Here is a 16,611-nt window from a genome sequence, read left to right as displayed (position 1 = left end):
TTATCTATTGTATTAAGGGCATTCCCTTTTTTTTGAAAAGAATAAAAAAAAAATTAAAAATAAGAAGGATTCCAAAGAATCATATCGAATATTAAAGTTAACAAAATAGAAAGAAGGTGTTTTTATTGAGCATGGTTGAAAATCATGCAGAACGAATTGTTCATGATGCCTTTATGGATGGTGTAACAGATATACACTTTGTACCTCGGAAAGATGATTGCCTCATTAAGTTTCGCCTCGGTCCTGACCTCTTAGAGAAAGAATCCATTGCTAAAATGCACGCTTCAAAACTGATTTCCCATTTTAAATTCCTGGCCTCCATGGATATTGGAGAAAAACGAAGGCCTCAAACGGGAGCACTCATGTTATCCATTCAGAAAAAACTCATTAATCTTCGACTCTCTACTTTGCCCACTCCCAATGAAGAAAGCTTAGTTATTCGACTCCTTCCGCAAGACGATTCGTTTCCTATTTCAGAACTATCCTTATTTCCAAACACAACGAAAACATTATTGTCTTTTATGATGCACTCCCATGGACTCATCATTTTTACCGGGCCAACAGGGTCTGGTAAAACGACCACTCTGTATTCTCTTTTACAAGCTTCAAATAGTAAAGTGAATCGTAATGTGATAACTCTTGAGGATCCGATTGAAAAGCATTCAGATCAGATGCTACAAGTACAAGTCAACGAGAAAGCAGGAATTACGTATTCGTCTGGACTTAAGGCCATTCTAAGGCATGATCCAGATATTATCATGGTTGGAGAGATACGTGATGAGGAAACTGCGAAAATAGCTATTCGTGCAGCGATGACAGGGCACTTAGTTCTTAGCACGATGCATACAAAGGATGCGAAAGGTGCTATTTATCGCCTATTAGAGTTTAATATATCGATGCAAGAAATTGAACAAACTCTTATAGCAGTTGCTGCACAACGTCTCATGGAGATTAAATGTCGATTTTGCGGAGAGCAATGTACTCCCTTATGTAGAAAAGTAAGAAAAGGTAAGAGGGTTAGTGTGTACGAGCTACTTTACGGTCAAGTTTTATCGAATGTCATTCAAGAGGCAAAAGGAAGTACAACAGAATATACGTATCCCACACTTCCATACTTAATCAATAAAGGAATTGCTTTAGGCTACTTGCCTAAGAAAAGCTTGGAAGGGTGGAAAATTGAGAACAAATCGTAGCAGCTGGAGTCACCAGGAACAAGCCAAACTTTTAAAACGATTAAGTATTCTTTTGGACCGGGGGTATCCATTGCTAGAAGCATTATCTTTTTTAATGCTACATTTGCCAAAGAGAAAGCAAACCCTGCTTCAAGACAGAGTGAACGAGATGAGGGAAGGGGGAACATTTCACGATGCGTTAGTAAAACTTTCTTTTAACCGAGATGTATTGGGATATCTATACTTCGCTGAACAACACGGTGACTTAAGCTTCGCTCTAAGAGAGGCAAGTTTACTTGTTGAGTCCAAGCTAAATTACATGAACCGATTTTTTAAGATCATTCAATATCCATTATTTTTAGCTGGCATCACAATTGCTCTTGTTTTATTAATTAATGTCTTTTTGTTACCTGAGTTTTCAGGTGTATTTGAATCAATGGATTCAAATAGTAGTTTTATAATTAGCACCATGCTTTTCTTTTCTAAATGGTTTCCTCGACTATTCTTTTTTTTCCTCATAGCAGTAATCGTTTTTCTCATCTATTTTCTCTTTAAGTTCAAACAAATACCAATTACCCAAAGGGTGGAATGGCTAAGCAGGCTTCCAATCTATGGGCTCATAACCATCAAGTTCTGTTCGCAATATTTTGCTATGCAGCTTAGCCAGTTATTAAGAGGTGGATTATCTGTTTATGAGGCTCTCTCTGTGTTTGAAAATCAAGAACATATTCTCTTGTTACAAGTAGAGGCAACGCAAATGAAAAAGGAGCTAAGAAGTGGGGAGTCGTTATCAAGTATTATTGAATCGAGATTTTATTTTGAAGAAGAGTTGTCAAAAACGATCGCATTTGGATCAGCAAATGGTGAACTTTCAAGAGAACTCTACTATTACAGCAAGCTATCGTCTGAAGCGTTAGAGGACCATATTAATCGTAGATTAGCGATTATTCAGCCAACTGTCTTTATTACAATTGGAATTATCATAATGGGCATTTATCTCGCCATTATGCAACCGATCTTTCAAATACTAAATGAAATTTAAGGAGTGGTTCAAATGAAGAATGAAAAAGGTTTTACCCTAATTGAAATGATGATCGTACTGCTTGTGATTTCCATCCTTGTCATTATTACAATCCCTAATGTTGGTGAAAAATATAGAAGGAAACTGAAAAAAAAATATGGGAACTAGAGAATAAAGTTGGAAACTAGATAATAAAGTAGGGAATTATTTGTATTTATATTCTTTAATAATGTATTAATATGCAGTTCCCTGAAATTGAAGAAAAGAAGTTGTACTATTTAAAAAAGTTGAACGATGTCATGATTCACGAAGATTGAGAAAAGTCAGATATATTGAGAGAAATTCAAGAAGTATGAGATAGACAATACTAAACTCCCTTATCCAATAAGACGTGATGTTCAGATGCTTTAGGAATAAAATACTAAGTTAATAATAATTGAATCAATCCACTTTTTCTCAATTTGAAATGAATTATCAGAATTCTAGAAGGATAAGAAATCGAGAATTAATTTCACCAACAATAAGAAAATGAAGTCCAAGTTGTTCTCATAAGGTGAGAAAAAATATGCGAATTTTAATTACTTAATCCTTCATAATTTTTAGAAAATACCCTTGTTATTTAGGTGGGATGTACCGCGTCTCGTAATTTCTTTTCATTTTACATTTTGGGTATTTAGAAGAGAAAATCACAACGGTATTGACGACAATTTTTGCCATAGTATTCAGAAAATGATATAATTATCAAAAAATTGTCGTTAATTGCAGATTGTGGGGAAATATATTATGGCAGTAAATTCTCAGTATTTTTTTAATGGTGAAAAGTTCATAGAGTATGTTGACCCAGAGACATTTAAAACAAATGTTAAGGAGAATATGAATGTTTCATTAAAAGAAGAAACAGATGAATCATTTGGAAAATATTACGAGAAGTTAATTCAAGCCCAGTCGAAAATTAAAGTCGATAGGCTTTTATTCAATCATATCCTATACGGTCAGCTAAAACACACCTATGTACACAAGTTAACCCTACGAAAAGGCATTAAAGAATCAAAATATAATGAAAATATGAAAGCCTTGTTAGAGAAATATAGAACCCCACCTATTCCAGATGATATTGGGGATTCTCTTTATATTTGGCACTAGTCTCACAGACCCTGGCAAAATTCTCAGAAGTGTGGCAATGGATAAGCTCAAAACCCTTGATATATCAACATTGATTCTCATATAATGTGACAAAGTCTATTTTTTGAGGGTAAATGTGGGTTAAGTTGCATATTAAGGGTTATTTGGTTTTAAAGACCACTATTGAATGTATCAAAATAGATGGCAAGGATTTTTTAGGCTTCTCAAATACCTTGGCAAAATCAAAAAGTTATGGAGTCGTCTGCTATTATTGCAGATGGCTCTTTAACTATATATGTTGTCCTTCAGCATATCTGGCATACGCTCAACATCCTTGGGCGGAGGTGTCAACTACTTGGCACAACAGAAGCGACAATCCCTTGCTATATACAGATTTCGTTTCAACATGTGAGACACGGTCAATTTTCTCCTCTTCAACGAAAATTAACCATTTCAATGTTTGGCACTATGTTGTTTTTAAGTATGAAATCGTTGAGTGTCAGAGCGTGTAATTACTACCAACATGTCTGTCCCAATGTTGCGTTCCAACATCTTTGGCAGTGCATCAACATCTGTGGCAATATTATCATTCCCTTGGCATTCACTCCGTAAAAAAACCTTGGTACAACAGGTTTTCATTTCAGTAAGTTTGTCATCGTCAAAATTGTGATATGGATAACTATTTGTGCCCATTCAATATTTGGCATCGTAGAATTTTATTATGAACTTACTAGGCACCGATGTAACTTTCGTTCACCCATTTCTGTTTGTTGTTAATTACCACTAAGAGATCAGAGACATAGAAAGTTTATTATTCAGGAAGTAAACTTGTATTATCCTGTACTATATGTATAACAATTGTTAAAATTGCAGTGCTAAATAGAATGAGATGATATAATTTAAATGGAAAGCACATGCAGGCTTATAAAACTAATAGATGAAGAAAAAGGTGTTATTGATGGACAAAATGAACAACGAAGTAACAAATTTTATAGTACAAATAGCAAAAGGAGTTAAACAGTTTAAGAATTTGAGTTTCGATTATATTCATGAATCATTAAAAAGCTATAATTCTATTATATTGTTATGCGTCTTATTAATAATGCTAGGTTTATATATTTGGAATCAGGTGAAAAACAGGAAGAAAACACCATTTGTTTATTCAAAATCTATTAATTTGATAAGTCATATAGCATTAGCTTGTATATTCGGTTATTTATTAAAGATTACGAACGTTAGTAAAGTAATTCAATTATTAAACATATATTGGTCAATTGGTATTTTTCTTTATTCTTTCTTTATTATTGTGTTTATGAAGGAATTGATACTATATATAAGATCTTCAAAAAAAATCACCAAAAATTTCACTAGGGTATATTACTTTTTGGGTTTAACATATATCTTTACTTCGATAGCCTCTAACCAGTTAGTTATTGTAAATGACCTGTTATTGATAGTCCTATTTATTTTTGGATGGATGTCATTGCAGTTACTTTCCCAAGAAAAAAAGGACAAAGATGACGATTTAGTAGATGAAGAATCAGATGTTGAGATTACATCCTATAATCAATTGTTGCCAACTAGAAAGAAAGAATATGCAAGAATAATAGATTTACTGAAGAAGAACAACTACGACGAACCCTTTGCTTTGTTGTTAAATGGGGATTGGGGAGTAGGGAAAACGAGCCTAATCAACGTGCTGTCAAAGAAGTTAGAAGATGGCGGAAACTTTAAGATATTCATTCAACCAATGATATTAGATACAACAGAAAAACAGATGGAGTATTTTTTTGGTCAACTTGAAGATATTTTAAGTTTAAATGGTATTTTCACGGGTAAGGACAGTCCATTTAAGAAATATGTGAATATCCTTTTTCAAACAATAAATACAGTAAATATGAAGCAAGTAATAAGACTAGATGGATTACTGGATAACCTGAACAATGATGAACAAGTTGATTTTAGAAGCAGTAAGAAAAGGTTAGAAGAGGATATCAAGAGCCTGTTAATGAGTAAGAAGTTAAAAAATAATAAAATAAATGAAAATGAACAGATTATTGGTGATGAGGACGGGGGTAATCTCACTATTTCTGATACTAAGAAAAAAATCTATATCATTATTGATGATTTTGACAGAGTGGAAGAAGAGACTTTCAAAAATACGTTAATATTCATAAAAGAACTAGTTAATTTTAAAGGTATTAATGTTATTTTTCTAATGGATGAACAAAAGATTGATGAAAATAAAAAAATAAACAGAGATTACCTAGATAAATTTGTTAACAGGAAGTATCAACTATCTAGGATAAACCACAAGGAAATTATTAGTCATTTCAAACAATATTTGATAAGCGGCGTTGAAATACAAAATGATTGGACAGAAGACTTAGGTAATACAATTAAGGAAAATATTGTTCCCTATATTGATCAGGTTACTAAGGATTTTGGAGAAGAAGTTGAAAGGATTCAAAAAAACATTGAAAATCTATCGATTAATAAGAATACAAAAATGAATCAAGAAAAAAATGATGAAGTATCATTTTCAGAAAGGCATATTGAATTAAATAACGAGAAGGTAGAGCTTGAGAAAATGGTTCAGAAATTAAACGATGGAATATCAAATGTTAGAAGAACAAAGAAAATCATTAGAGAAATAAAAGAAATATTGATAGACTTGGATCACGGGTGTTCAAAAAGTGAAAACTTCACAATAAATGTAAGAAGGATAGATCGACTTGAAGAACTTATTGTTAGGGTTGCTATCTTTAAGATTCTCTTTGGGGAACGTCTAGATAAATTAATACAACAGGCTGATATTTTCAGTGTAATGAACGATATTAAGTACCTAAAGAACAAGGATCATTTGTTAAGTTCGTTTTTTATCACATTTACTAACAGTAGCATTACCGAAGAAAAAGGTTTAAAGATGGATATTATGAATGATTTTTGCAACGCATTAATGCTTAATCGTTCATTCGATAAATTATTTGTAAATAAGAAGACAGCTAGTGAAACTATATTAATCCAATTAGATGACCCAACAATAACTTTAAGTATAAGAAGTTTGGATGAAATAAAAGACTATTTAAGAGTCATTATGTTTAATAGTTACGAGGTTAAAAGTAATATAGTCCAAGCAAGAAAAAGCAAGTTAATCGATCATATTAACACTTTGTACAATGAAGAAGCACTTTCTCTTAAGGAACTATTTGTCTTACTTGGAGAGCCACAAAGAAATCCGCTTCTGGATAATGAATTATATCTTGCAAAATTACGTGAGGTTTTAAATAGTGGTGCTGGATTTGAAAATACAACAGATAAAACAGTAAGCCTCCATTATCTTAAAGAAATAACAATGAATATTTTCATAAGGCATCAAAACGATATTCTTATGTTGATGAGTCTACTGAAGTTAAAAGACCCATCGTACAGATATGAAAATTTTAGAGCGGACTTGGGTGACATAGTTACTCTAGAAGAAATGGTAAAAGCAATTAAACGAATTTTTAATGAAGAGAATAACTCTATCTCGGACTTAGACTTTTTTAAATTGTGGTTCTACAATGCATTAAAGATTATTACCAGTGAGAATGAGGAAAATTTATATATCTTAGAGTCCGTTAAACACTTTCAAAATAGAGTTAATGAATTCATAAAAATGTATCAAATAAAAGAAGAACTTGTCATGAAATTGAAAAATATTTCGGTAGACCCTATTAGCAAATTTAATGAAAAACTTTCTATAAATTCATCGGAAGAATTGATTCATGATATAGAAGAATTTCACGATTTTATTTGTATGAATACGAACTCTATAACATCACAACTTCTTAGAAGTTATAGTTCCTTACTTGTCTGGCTGGAAAGATACACAAGAAGCACAAATTTTAAAAATGAGATAATAGACAAAGTCGAGGAACTGTACAATAGTATACCCATACCCGATGATGACTATGATGAGAACTCAGACGAAAATAGAACATGGCTATGGTGTACAGTTAAGTTAGGTGAAATAAAGGAAAATCTAAAACGGTTACGACTAAAACAGGAAAAAGAAGAAAAAGAAGATGAATTATGAATTATATATTATTTACTTTTTAAAAAATAAAGTTTATAAATTTGAGATTGAGACTTTAATTCACAAACGGTTTCGCATTGTCTTTAACACACATTTCGTCCTTAAATTAACATAAAAAAATAGCAACTGAATTATCAGTTGCTATTTTTGGCACTTTTTCAATATTTTTAGTCATTAAAAACCCAAACATTAAACTCTTCACTTTGTTGTTGTAGTTCCCAATCTGTATTGTGAAAATAGCCATTGAACTCGGAATCAGTTGGACAGCATGCAATTATAGGCAAATTATTTATCGTTTTTAACATCGTTTTTAATAACCCTTGACCACGATAAACCTCACTTATTGCAAATTGATATAAAGAGATATTATTTTGTGTTTTTTTTCGGTAAAACCGAAACGCTCCCACTACTTGACCTTCTATTGTTGCTACTATCATTTGCTTTCTTTTTATGGCTGCTTTAATCCCAAGAGGACATAAAAACTCTTCAGAATAAACTGCGTTGTTATTGCGGTCTAAATTTTCGTTAAAGAAAGTCACAACTTCAGATATATGTGTTGGATTCGCTAAAACTATCTGCACCCTTCTCCCCCCTTAACCTAACGCTTTTTAAGATATAAGAGATTTATATATCTCTCCAATAATTCCTTTCAATTGATGAACGCCTAATTCTGCATTCGTCATAATAACCGCACCTTTTTCTAAGTGTGGATACGCCACCATCATACACTGAAAACCTACTCCCCAACCCATAGATGTAATTTCTAATTCTTTTTCAGAGCCCTCAAGAAACACACCTAATCCAGTCCAACTTTTACCTCTTTGTGGGGTTATCATTTCTTTTGCTAAACTTCCCGAAATGCCCACCTTGCTTTCTCCTTTTACAGCATTTATTAACTCAAGAACTAATTCAGCTAAATCCAAAGAAGTTATCCATAGTCCAGAAGCTGCTGGATAAGGATATATAGGATATTTTCCATCTACTAATGCCCCGTTTTTGTTATGACCGCAAGAAAAATTTTCTCTATCCACTTCCAACATTGTTGTGTTTAATTGACTGATTTCCATTCCGAGTGGTTCAAATATTTGCTCTTTCATTACTTGATGAAACGGTTTTGCAGTAACATCTTCTATTAGTTGCTGAATGATACAAAAACCTGCATCCGAATAGTGGAATTCACTCTCAGGAACACACTTCACATCAATAGGAACTTTACAATAAGGAGTTTCCCCCATTAATAATTCGACCATCGAAGGAATCTCTATTTTCGAATTCAGTTCAGAAAAACTACCTTCAGGGTCTTTAATTCCAGATTGATGACTTAGTAAGTTTCTCAATGTAACTTTTTTACTTTTAGTAAAATCATTTTCTGGAACTTTCCACGATGTAAGACTTTCATTTACATCGTCATCCAAATCAAGAAGTCCTTCCTCTACTAGCTTAATAGTAAGCATTCCCGTTAAGAACTTGCTAATTGAACACGCACTAAAAATAGAATCATCATTTACTTTTCTATTGCTTTTTACTTCTAATAAGCCGTAATTTTCTGTTCCGCTGATTTGACCATTCTCAAGCAATGTGATACTTAAACCTGTGACATTATAAAATTTCATTCGCTCTTCAATGTTAATGTTTTTTAATTCCATATTAATCCCCCTAATTTAGTAACATTAATAGCATAACGCGAATATATGTTCTGTTGTATATATTTGGTTAACTTAATTATTTTTAATTAAACTGTTATTAGATTAAGTACAACCATTATATAAGTTTATTTTTAACATTAATTTTCTGTTTTCCTCCAAAAAATAAGTTCGCTTAATATTAAGCGAACTGCCTTAGATAAATTATAATCTTTTAAATCAAATACTTTATCTGTAATTCCTAATCGTTGTGCGGGTGTTTCCATTGTTCCATTTGATTTATAGGTGGAACAATGGTTGCAATAGGTTCGAAGTATGGTGAGAGCCATTTGAGCATACTTTGGATTGATATTAGAGCAGATATACTCTTTCCATCGCCACGAGCAGTTGTCAATGGTCATTCTAAAATGCATAGGCTTCTTCGAATCTGTCGAATAAAGGTATTCGTTGCATTGTCATTTACATTTATTATCAAGGCAGCGACATCTTTCGGTTCCAAATAGGAGAGAATGTCGTACAGTCAACTGAACGCAATCCTCTTTCAATCGTAATGAGAGGATGTAAGATTGGACTGTCTGAATATTTAAGATGTGTTCCAGAAGCAGTAGGCACTTCATTGTGAAAGGTATGGGTTTCGAATAATTCCGCCATTTGTGAATACGCTAATTTCCTTAAAGACCTTGTTGCATATCCCCGCATTTTCTCCAATTGATTAAATCCACTCTTGCATGCACGAATTCCTCACGAGCTTGCTTTCTTGTTTTGGTTTTATCCTTTTGACACAGAAAATGATGAGCATCAGACAGTCTACTTTCCTTCGAGAAGACACGATTGATGCTTTATGATTACATTTCCTAGCGAGGAACCTTCGTCAAATTCTACTATTACTTCTTTCCTCCTTTTAAGAGAAGATATCCCTTCAAAAAATATAAGAATTGTAGTTTAAGATACTCACCTCAGTTTTTACCCCCATAAGTTAAAATAATTTAAACCCCTGAGCTTTATGGCTACTGTTCGGATAGATCACCATTATCAAGGTCTTCACTAAAAATTAGGCAACCCAAATCAATCCATTCTTTAACCCCATCAATTGAATAAAACAATTTTAAAAAGTGATCGTCCTTATCAAGGCAATAAAAATGATTATCGCTTAGGTTGATTTTAATAGTAAAGGTTCATTATTAACATGTAATTTGAACATAAACTTGTGAACTAACTCCAACTTTCCGTTATATTTTGATTCGATCCAACTTTTTAATAGAAGTAATCTAGATATATACAGCTTGTTACTAGAAGTAGCAAATTTTTTGAAATTTTCCATGTAAGCATTCTATCCAATATTGGGAAATTCCAGTCAATTAGAATTTTTACCTAAAAAACAAATAGTGATGCATTTTCCCGTTCAATAGTTTTAAGTAAGTTGCAACCAGGTTTTAATAGATCTAGCAATCTGGAAATCTAACAAGTTGTATAAATCCTATGATTTGCGCCCATACTCCAAAGAAAAGATGTAAGGGGTGTTCGATGAAGACTAAACCACTAATGAGAAGATCAGATTTATTCGAAGGAGAAAGTTTAGGAGGTTATCTTTACCGTTTATCTAAGATAAACCATTATCAATCGCCTTCTTTTCTAAAGGAAATTGGATTAAAAATGAATGATATTGAAAGCAACAGTATTCCTTATGAGGTAGTCAGTGAACTCTCTCGATTAACAATACAACATGAGGATGACTTATTTTCCAGGTCAAATTATTATATTGCAAGCGATTGGGATCGATCGATGGAGAAGTTATTGCTTCTCAAGTCGAGAGTGAAATTTTGTCCCCTTTGCATTAAGAAAGAAGCTTATCACAAATGGATATGGAATATTAATCCCGTTAGTATATGCTTGACACATCGTATCTATTTAGTCAGCCATTGTAAGGAATGTGGATCAAGTGTTCAAATGAATTCCTTAATAAATGTTAAGTGTAAGGAATGCGAGCTAAATCTGGTAAACTCGAAAACTATAAAAGTTCAGCAAAACTCGTACTTGTATCAGTCACAAGAAAATTTTATAAGTTATTTATTGGATAGCACAAACCAAGGGATTATGGGGGAAAAAGCTCTAATAGAGTATATGGACTTAGCGAAGAGAAGTCTGAATTTATTAGAGGATCAAAAGAGTTTTATTAACCCTAAAGAAAAAGTCATTCATTCATTTTTAACAAAAATGGCAGGGTATTATGATCTTGAAAATTGGTCAGTTGCACTTGCCAATGTCTATTGGATGTATCAGGATTTTCCGCATAATTTTTACAATGTACTAGATCAATTCAATTCTAATATCCCATATGAATTGCGTAAACGAAGGAGAAGGCAGTTTGAAGTTCTGTTTCAAGGTGGAAAGAATAAAGCCATCGAGGAAGCTTATCGGAATTATAAGATAAAAAAGGCTGAAAAAGATACTTTACATTCAAACTTTGCTTTTTATCACAAAGATGAAGCGGAAACTTTAAGGGGAAAGTTCGTTAATAAGAAGGTCCTAATTGAGGAGTATGGAATTTCGAGATATCAAATAAATCAATTCCTAGATAAAAAGTTGAACTCACATGATGCAACTCAATATAAAATTAAAAAAAATGAATTAGAAAGTCTAATCCGTTACCAAAAGATTCAAAAGGATATTAAAACAGCGAAAGAGGTTGCAACCATATTAGGTGTAAGTGTTGAAGTAATCGGCACTTTTTTACAAGAAGGAGCTCTCCAAAAAGTCAATATCCCGACATTAAAAGATGAATATATTTTGAAGGATCAGGTAGAAAATTTACAACGTGTATTGTTTAAAAAGTTTGACATTGACACCCAAGGTATGATTCCTTTTAATATCGCTATCAGACAAAATTCGTGGTGTGGTTTTACGGTCATCTATATGTACAAGTGTATACAAGAAGGATTTTTAAACCCTGTTTACAGTCAAGGGGAACCAAAGTTTACAGATCTCTTATTTAAGAAATCAGAAATCAAAAGCTGTCTTCAATCCCTAAAAGAGAAGTATAATAATGAGATTGGGCTAACGAGTATTGAGGTTATTAGAAGATTAAAAGTTACAGACGATACACTAAAAAAAATGGTGGATGCACAACTCCTTTTACCTTCTAAGAAGAAGATAACAAGCAATGGAAGTGTTTGTTATTGGTTTAAAGAGGAAGAAGTTATGCAGCTTCAAACAGAATATTTCGGTGTAAGTGAAGCTGTTAATGAGTTCTCTATAACAGATAGACAAGTTCGGAAGCTCATCCAAAGTGGGGCAATAACTAACTATTTTTCGGGAATCAACCGCAAAGTATTACTCAAAAGAAGTGAACTGGAAGAGGTTCTTGAAACGTAATATAAATATCCTTGGAACAAAGATAAGAGATAAAAGATATATAAGATATAAGATACCATTCTATGGAGAGCGGTATCTTTATCAAATACATATCATTGTTGTAAAAATGTTGTGGCGGGAATAGATAAAAATACTTGATCGAAATATTGTTAATTTAGGAAGATCAACTATCACGCTTAAAAAAATAAGTGAATAACAAAGTGAAGAACTACAAAACCTAGAGGGTTGTCTAAGTGAAACTTATTTTTCCCGAACATATAACCCAAGATGGAGATTTTTGAAAACATAAAAATATATATTCTATTAAAATTAAAAAATATAATAATATATTTCCGATGAAATAAATTGGTAGTAACCTTTTTTATTGGGATTAATTTTTTTTTAGTCCACTAAGATTTTCTTATAACATAAGTAATAATGTGTTTTTTTCGAAAAATAATATTAAGAATTAATATCATATGCTTTCTGAATATAAGGTTTAATTTGTTCAAGGTTCTTAACCCAGCGAAGTTCGAGAAAGGTTTCATGAGAGTATTTCGTCATATCCGTATCCTTTCTGGGGTATATCTTACCAAGTAAATGGTCTAACTCTCGTTGCATTTCTATCCCTTTAAAGCTTCCCTTACTTCCATAGCGTAAAATTAAGCATTTGCGGTCGGCACAAAGCTTGGCGAATCCCCCACGTCTATTATTCCTCTTATAGGCAATCCCTCTTTTAGTATTAGGTGGATCGATAATATCAAAGTTACCGCTCCATATATATTCGTCTAATTCTTTTGCTAGTTTTCTAGTCTTTAATGGAAAATAATTAAAATAATGTTCCCTCGTAATCCCACCTAATCCATTAATCTCACGAAATTGGTCAAATTGACGCAAGAGAAAACCTGTTACTGAATCAATACAATATTTATTTTGTTGCTCTTTAAAGTAATCTCGTATTTTTTTCCATGAAAGGTATTCTAAGCTGTCTTTGTAAACTTGGTCTTTATGAAATTTGTCTTTATGTTTTTCCATTTGACCAGTATTCAATTTTGTATTACTACCAATTTTTGTTTCAATAAGAACCACAATGTCTTCGGATATAATAGCAGCATCAGGTATGCTGTTTTTGTTGGTGTAATCCGTAGCATGCGTTTCATGAATTTCTTCGGCAATTCCCAAAACAAACCCATCTGTTCCAAGCTCTAATAATTTTTCTGTAATTTGTATCATGTGTGTAAAGTCATTTTGGTTATTTAGTTGGATTCTGTTACTTATTAATCTTAGAAAACCATCTGTTAATTCTTTCGGTCCGTGTTGTAAGACATTAATTAATGCTTTCGTTGTATTATTTTCAGTCTGCAAAGTGTTCGAGTCATCCCTTGATTGTCCTTTATAATAATGGAAAATATTATCGTACTCTAAAATATAATTCATTGTATCCCTCCTCCTCAGCAACTCTATTTATAATAGTATATTTTTCACAACATTTCTTTAAACATGTTAATAATGACTGACTAAAACGCTAGGAAGCAAAAGAATTTAGGTTTGAAATATAACATTAAAGGTGCAACTTTGCTCGTCATTTTCAAGGTATATTCCATTACCTATTTTGTATAAGAAAAAATAACGAAATTGCCGCCTCAAATTTATTGAAATTTTCGACAATATTAGCTAAACTTAATAATATAGGACAAGGAGGAGATAAAATGAGCGAGGAAAATGGTCAAAAGAAAGGTCATGAAAATCCAAGAAACCCACATCATTCCGAAAATCCTAAACAACCTGGTAAACCAGTTGAAAGAGATCCAGATAGAAATCCTCCAGGTGTCGGAAAAGAGAAAAAGTACGGTTAGGCTAAAACCTCTTGAGTTATACTCAAGAGGATTTTTATTAAGGAGGGGATTACTTGAGTTATATTCCATGGTTTGAACGAAGACCAGATTTATTAGAACAGGAAATAAGAGCATTTAGAGAGAATGGATTAGAATTTGAGTTAGATGACATCGCAAAGGAAGATTTACGTACAATCATCTTTCGAGGCGTTGTCATTTTTTTAAACGAAGAAGAGGTCGAATTTGAACTAGTTTATCCTTCTGAATTCCCTGCTATCCGTATTATTGTAAAAGTAAATAATATAAGTATAGATAGACACCAAAACCCTTTTGAAAAAAATTTATGTGTCATCCCGCACGACCAAACAGGATGGGAAAGTTGGATGACTGGGGCTTACATGGTTAACCAAGCCATTCGATTGCTTCAAGATACAAACACAGGTGAAGAGCAAGTAGCTACAAATGAAGTTGACTCTCCTGAGCCGTGGTCCAATTATATTCAATTCCGTTGGAGACCATTATTAATTCCACAACATTTACCCGATAATTTAAAGGAAATAGGTACTTACACTATTTCAGGGTACATTGGGCATTTTTATGAATATAAAGATGTGAAAAACCCTCTTATTCAGCATCACTATGTTTTGGAAGTAATTAATCAACTAGGTGAAACAATTGAATTAGAAAAGCCATTTTCTTTCCAAGAAAACCAGAAAAATACCACGATAGAGGGAGTTTGGTTTCATCTACCTAAACCACCTAGCTTTAATTTATACGATACTAAAGAGGTTATTGATAAATTAAATGAAGTAATGGGAGAAAAAATGGAAATAGCAGAGCTCCACAGTCGGATTGTACGTTTTAGAAAAATGAAACCAAAAGAGCGAAAGAAATATTTCCCACCAAATTTTTCCTTTATCTTTGATGAAGAAAATTATGAACGCAACCAATATAGAAAAGCATTTATATGGGGAGTTTATGATTTTGATAACCATTGCTTCCACTTTTCTTCGCCACAATATATAACAAAAGATGAACATTTCAGAAGAATACCTGAGCTAACTTCTTTAGACAATAAGAAGGTATTGATTACTGGTTTAGGTAGTTTAGGTTCAGCAGTAGCGATTGAACTCGGAAAAAGTGGAGTAGGCTCTTTTGTTCTTGTAGATAAGGATGTATTGGAAGTGGGTAACCTAGTTAGACATACAGGAACCATGGAATATGTCGGGATGAGTAAAACGAAACTTCTTGAACAGCAAATTTTGTCTCATTATCCATTTACGAATATTGAATTAATAAACCAAATCATAGGGTATGAAGTTGAAAAGATGGACGAACTATTTGATAAAGTAAATGATGTTGATATGGTTATTAACCTTACAGCTGAAGAGAGTGTAATTAAAATATTAAATCGTCTTTGTTTAGAATCTAAAACACCTGTAATTCATGCATGGATTAGTAACGGAGCATGGGGTGGTAGAGTTATTCGTACCTTACCTTATGAAACGGGGTGTTATTATTGTTATTTAGCTAGCGAAAATATGGACATAGCAAGTTCACCTGAAAGTGAAATTTATCCACGAGGATGTGGTTTTCCAACTTTCTCGGGTGCTTCTTTTGATATATATGAGGTGGCGACTCATACTGCCAGAATGACTATCGGTACGTTATTAAAAAAGTCTATTGATTATGACCATATAGTGGTTAACCATTATCCGCAGCCCAATGTAGAGGTTTATAAGATAAAAAGAATAAGTGGTTGCCCGCTTTGTGGCGATAATACCCTATGATTTTTGAAAAAGTTTTTTTGAAAAAAGATACTTTAGCATTCATTCAAAATGAAGTCCAAAAAACCAAAAATAATGTTGAAACTGGTGGGGTTTTAATGGGGTACTATACTGTTGAAGATGAAGTAGTCATTACCCATTGCAGTGGACCTGGTCCTAACGCCATTCAAAAAAGACATTCGATTCTTTTTGATAGTTTATACTGTCAAGAATTCGTTGATACAATATATAAAGGTACAAATGGACAGATTACTTATCTTGGCGATTGGCACAGCCATACGACTGAAAGTCTTACTCCAAGTAAAACTGATAGAATCGAGATGAAAAAGATAACAAAAAATAAAAAATCACGTTTGCCATTTCCGTTAATGATTATAACTTATCAGGATAAAGGGTTAACCTTAATTAATGCTTATGGCTACCTAAAAAACAAGATTTACATTATTGACCATTTTTATAGAATTATTTGATTAATCAGGTACAGGTAGTACATTTCTATCTGTACTATTTGAATCCAGTTCGATCCATAATAAGTCATACAAAGATATTTTGGTCGAAAAAACAACCCTTGTTGAGAACCACTAAGTACATGATACCCGTGA

12 protein-coding genes and 1 pseudogene are annotated in these 16,611 nt (G+C 32.7%); 9 read left to right on the top strand and 4 right to left on the bottom strand.

Features of this window, described 5'->3' with window-relative positions:
• Positions 1-125 precede the first annotated feature (125 nt).
• The 5 genes and pseudogenes from comGA to ACOI1C_RS14175 all read left to right on the top strand — a co-directional run bounded on the left by comGA (position 126) and on the right by ACOI1C_RS14175 (position 7,393).
• Positions 126-1,193, top strand: coding sequence for a competence type IV pilus ATPase ComGA (gene comGA, locus ACOI1C_RS14195; protein ID WP_422511156.1), 1,068 nt, complete (start codon positions 126-128; stop codon positions 1,191-1,193).
• Positions 1,177-2,214 (top strand): competence type IV pilus assembly protein ComGB, encoded by a 1,038-nt coding sequence (comGB, locus tag ACOI1C_RS14190; protein ID WP_422511155.1) that lies wholly within the window; start codon positions 1,177-1,179, stop codon positions 2,212-2,214. Before comGA ends, comGB begins: the two co-directional genes overlap by 17 nt.
• 12 nt (positions 2,215-2,226) lie before the next feature.
• Positions 2,227-2,349 (top strand): annotated as a pseudogene (locus ACOI1C_RS14185) (prepilin-type N-terminal cleavage/methylation domain-containing protein); the annotation flags it as partial.
• 627 nt (positions 2,350-2,976) lie between these two features.
• Positions 2,977-3,336, top strand: a complete 360-nt coding sequence (locus tag ACOI1C_RS14180; RefSeq protein ID WP_422511154.1) for a hypothetical protein — start codon at positions 2,977-2,979, stop codon at positions 3,334-3,336.
• A 1,363-nt stretch (positions 3,337-4,699) separates the two neighbouring features.
• The gene (locus ACOI1C_RS14175) at positions 4,700-7,393 is read left to right on the top strand and encodes a P-loop NTPase fold protein (protein ID WP_422511153.1); all 2,694 of its coding nucleotides are present in this window, start codon (positions 4,700-4,702) and stop codon (positions 7,391-7,393) included.
• Between the two features lie 167 nt (positions 7,394-7,560).
• Here the strand turns inward: ACOI1C_RS14175 and ACOI1C_RS14170 are convergent, their stop codons facing one another.
• The 3 genes from ACOI1C_RS14170 to ACOI1C_RS14160 all read right to left on the bottom strand — a co-directional run bounded on the left by ACOI1C_RS14170 (position 7,561) and on the right by ACOI1C_RS14160 (position 9,744).
• A complete protein-coding gene (locus tag ACOI1C_RS14170; RefSeq protein WP_422511152.1) occupies positions 7,561-7,974 on the bottom strand; it encodes a GNAT family N-acetyltransferase in 414 nt (137 codons plus the stop codon).
• Positions 7,975-8,001: 27 nt separating this feature from the next.
• Positions 8,002-9,039, bottom strand: a complete 1,038-nt coding sequence (locus ACOI1C_RS14165; RefSeq protein WP_422511151.1) for a serine hydrolase domain-containing protein — start codon at positions 9,037-9,039, stop codon at positions 8,002-8,004.
• A gap of 468 nt (positions 9,040-9,507) precedes the next feature.
• On the bottom strand, positions 9,508-9,744 hold the full coding sequence (locus ACOI1C_RS14160; protein WP_422511150.1) for a hypothetical protein: 237 nt from the start codon (positions 9,742-9,744) through the stop codon (positions 9,508-9,510).
• A gap of 816 nt (positions 9,745-10,560) precedes the next feature.
• Between ACOI1C_RS14160 and ACOI1C_RS14155 the strand changes: the two genes are divergently transcribed.
• Positions 10,561-12,408, top strand: coding sequence for a TniQ family protein (locus ACOI1C_RS14155; RefSeq protein ID WP_422511149.1), 1,848 nt, complete (start codon positions 10,561-10,563; stop codon positions 12,406-12,408).
• A 441-nt stretch (positions 12,409-12,849) separates the two neighbouring features.
• Here ACOI1C_RS14155 and ACOI1C_RS14150 read toward each other — a convergent pair whose 3' ends face one another.
• Positions 12,850-13,824, bottom strand: coding sequence for a hypothetical protein (locus ACOI1C_RS14150; protein ID WP_422511148.1), 975 nt, complete (start codon positions 13,822-13,824; stop codon positions 12,850-12,852).
• A gap of 272 nt (positions 13,825-14,096) precedes the next feature.
• On the opposite strand from ACOI1C_RS14150, the gene ACOI1C_RS14145 reads away from it, so the two are divergent.
• The 3 genes from ACOI1C_RS14145 to ACOI1C_RS14135 are packed head-to-tail and all read left to right on the top strand — an operon-like array spanning position 14,097 to position 16,479.
• Complete coding sequence (locus ACOI1C_RS14145; protein WP_422511147.1) at positions 14,097-14,243, top strand: hypothetical protein; 147 nt, start codon at positions 14,097-14,099, stop codon at positions 14,241-14,243.
• Between the two features lie 53 nt (positions 14,244-14,296).
• Complete coding sequence (locus ACOI1C_RS14140; protein ID WP_422511146.1) at positions 14,297-16,012, top strand: HesA/MoeB/ThiF family protein; 1,716 nt, start codon at positions 14,297-14,299, stop codon at positions 16,010-16,012.
• Positions 16,009-16,479, top strand: coding sequence for a Mov34/MPN/PAD-1 family protein (locus ACOI1C_RS14135; RefSeq protein ID WP_422511145.1), 471 nt, complete (start codon positions 16,009-16,011; stop codon positions 16,477-16,479). The genes ACOI1C_RS14140 and ACOI1C_RS14135 overlap by 4 nt, the downstream gene beginning before the upstream one ends.
• Positions 16,480-16,611: the final 132 nt, after the last annotated feature.

The sequence above is a fragment of the Bacillus sp. DJP31 genome (assembly GCF_049310945.1).
Classification (GTDB): domain Bacteria; phylum Bacillota; class Bacilli; order Bacillales; family SA4; genus Bacillus_BS.
This window is presented reverse-complemented; position numbering and strand designations above follow the sequence as displayed.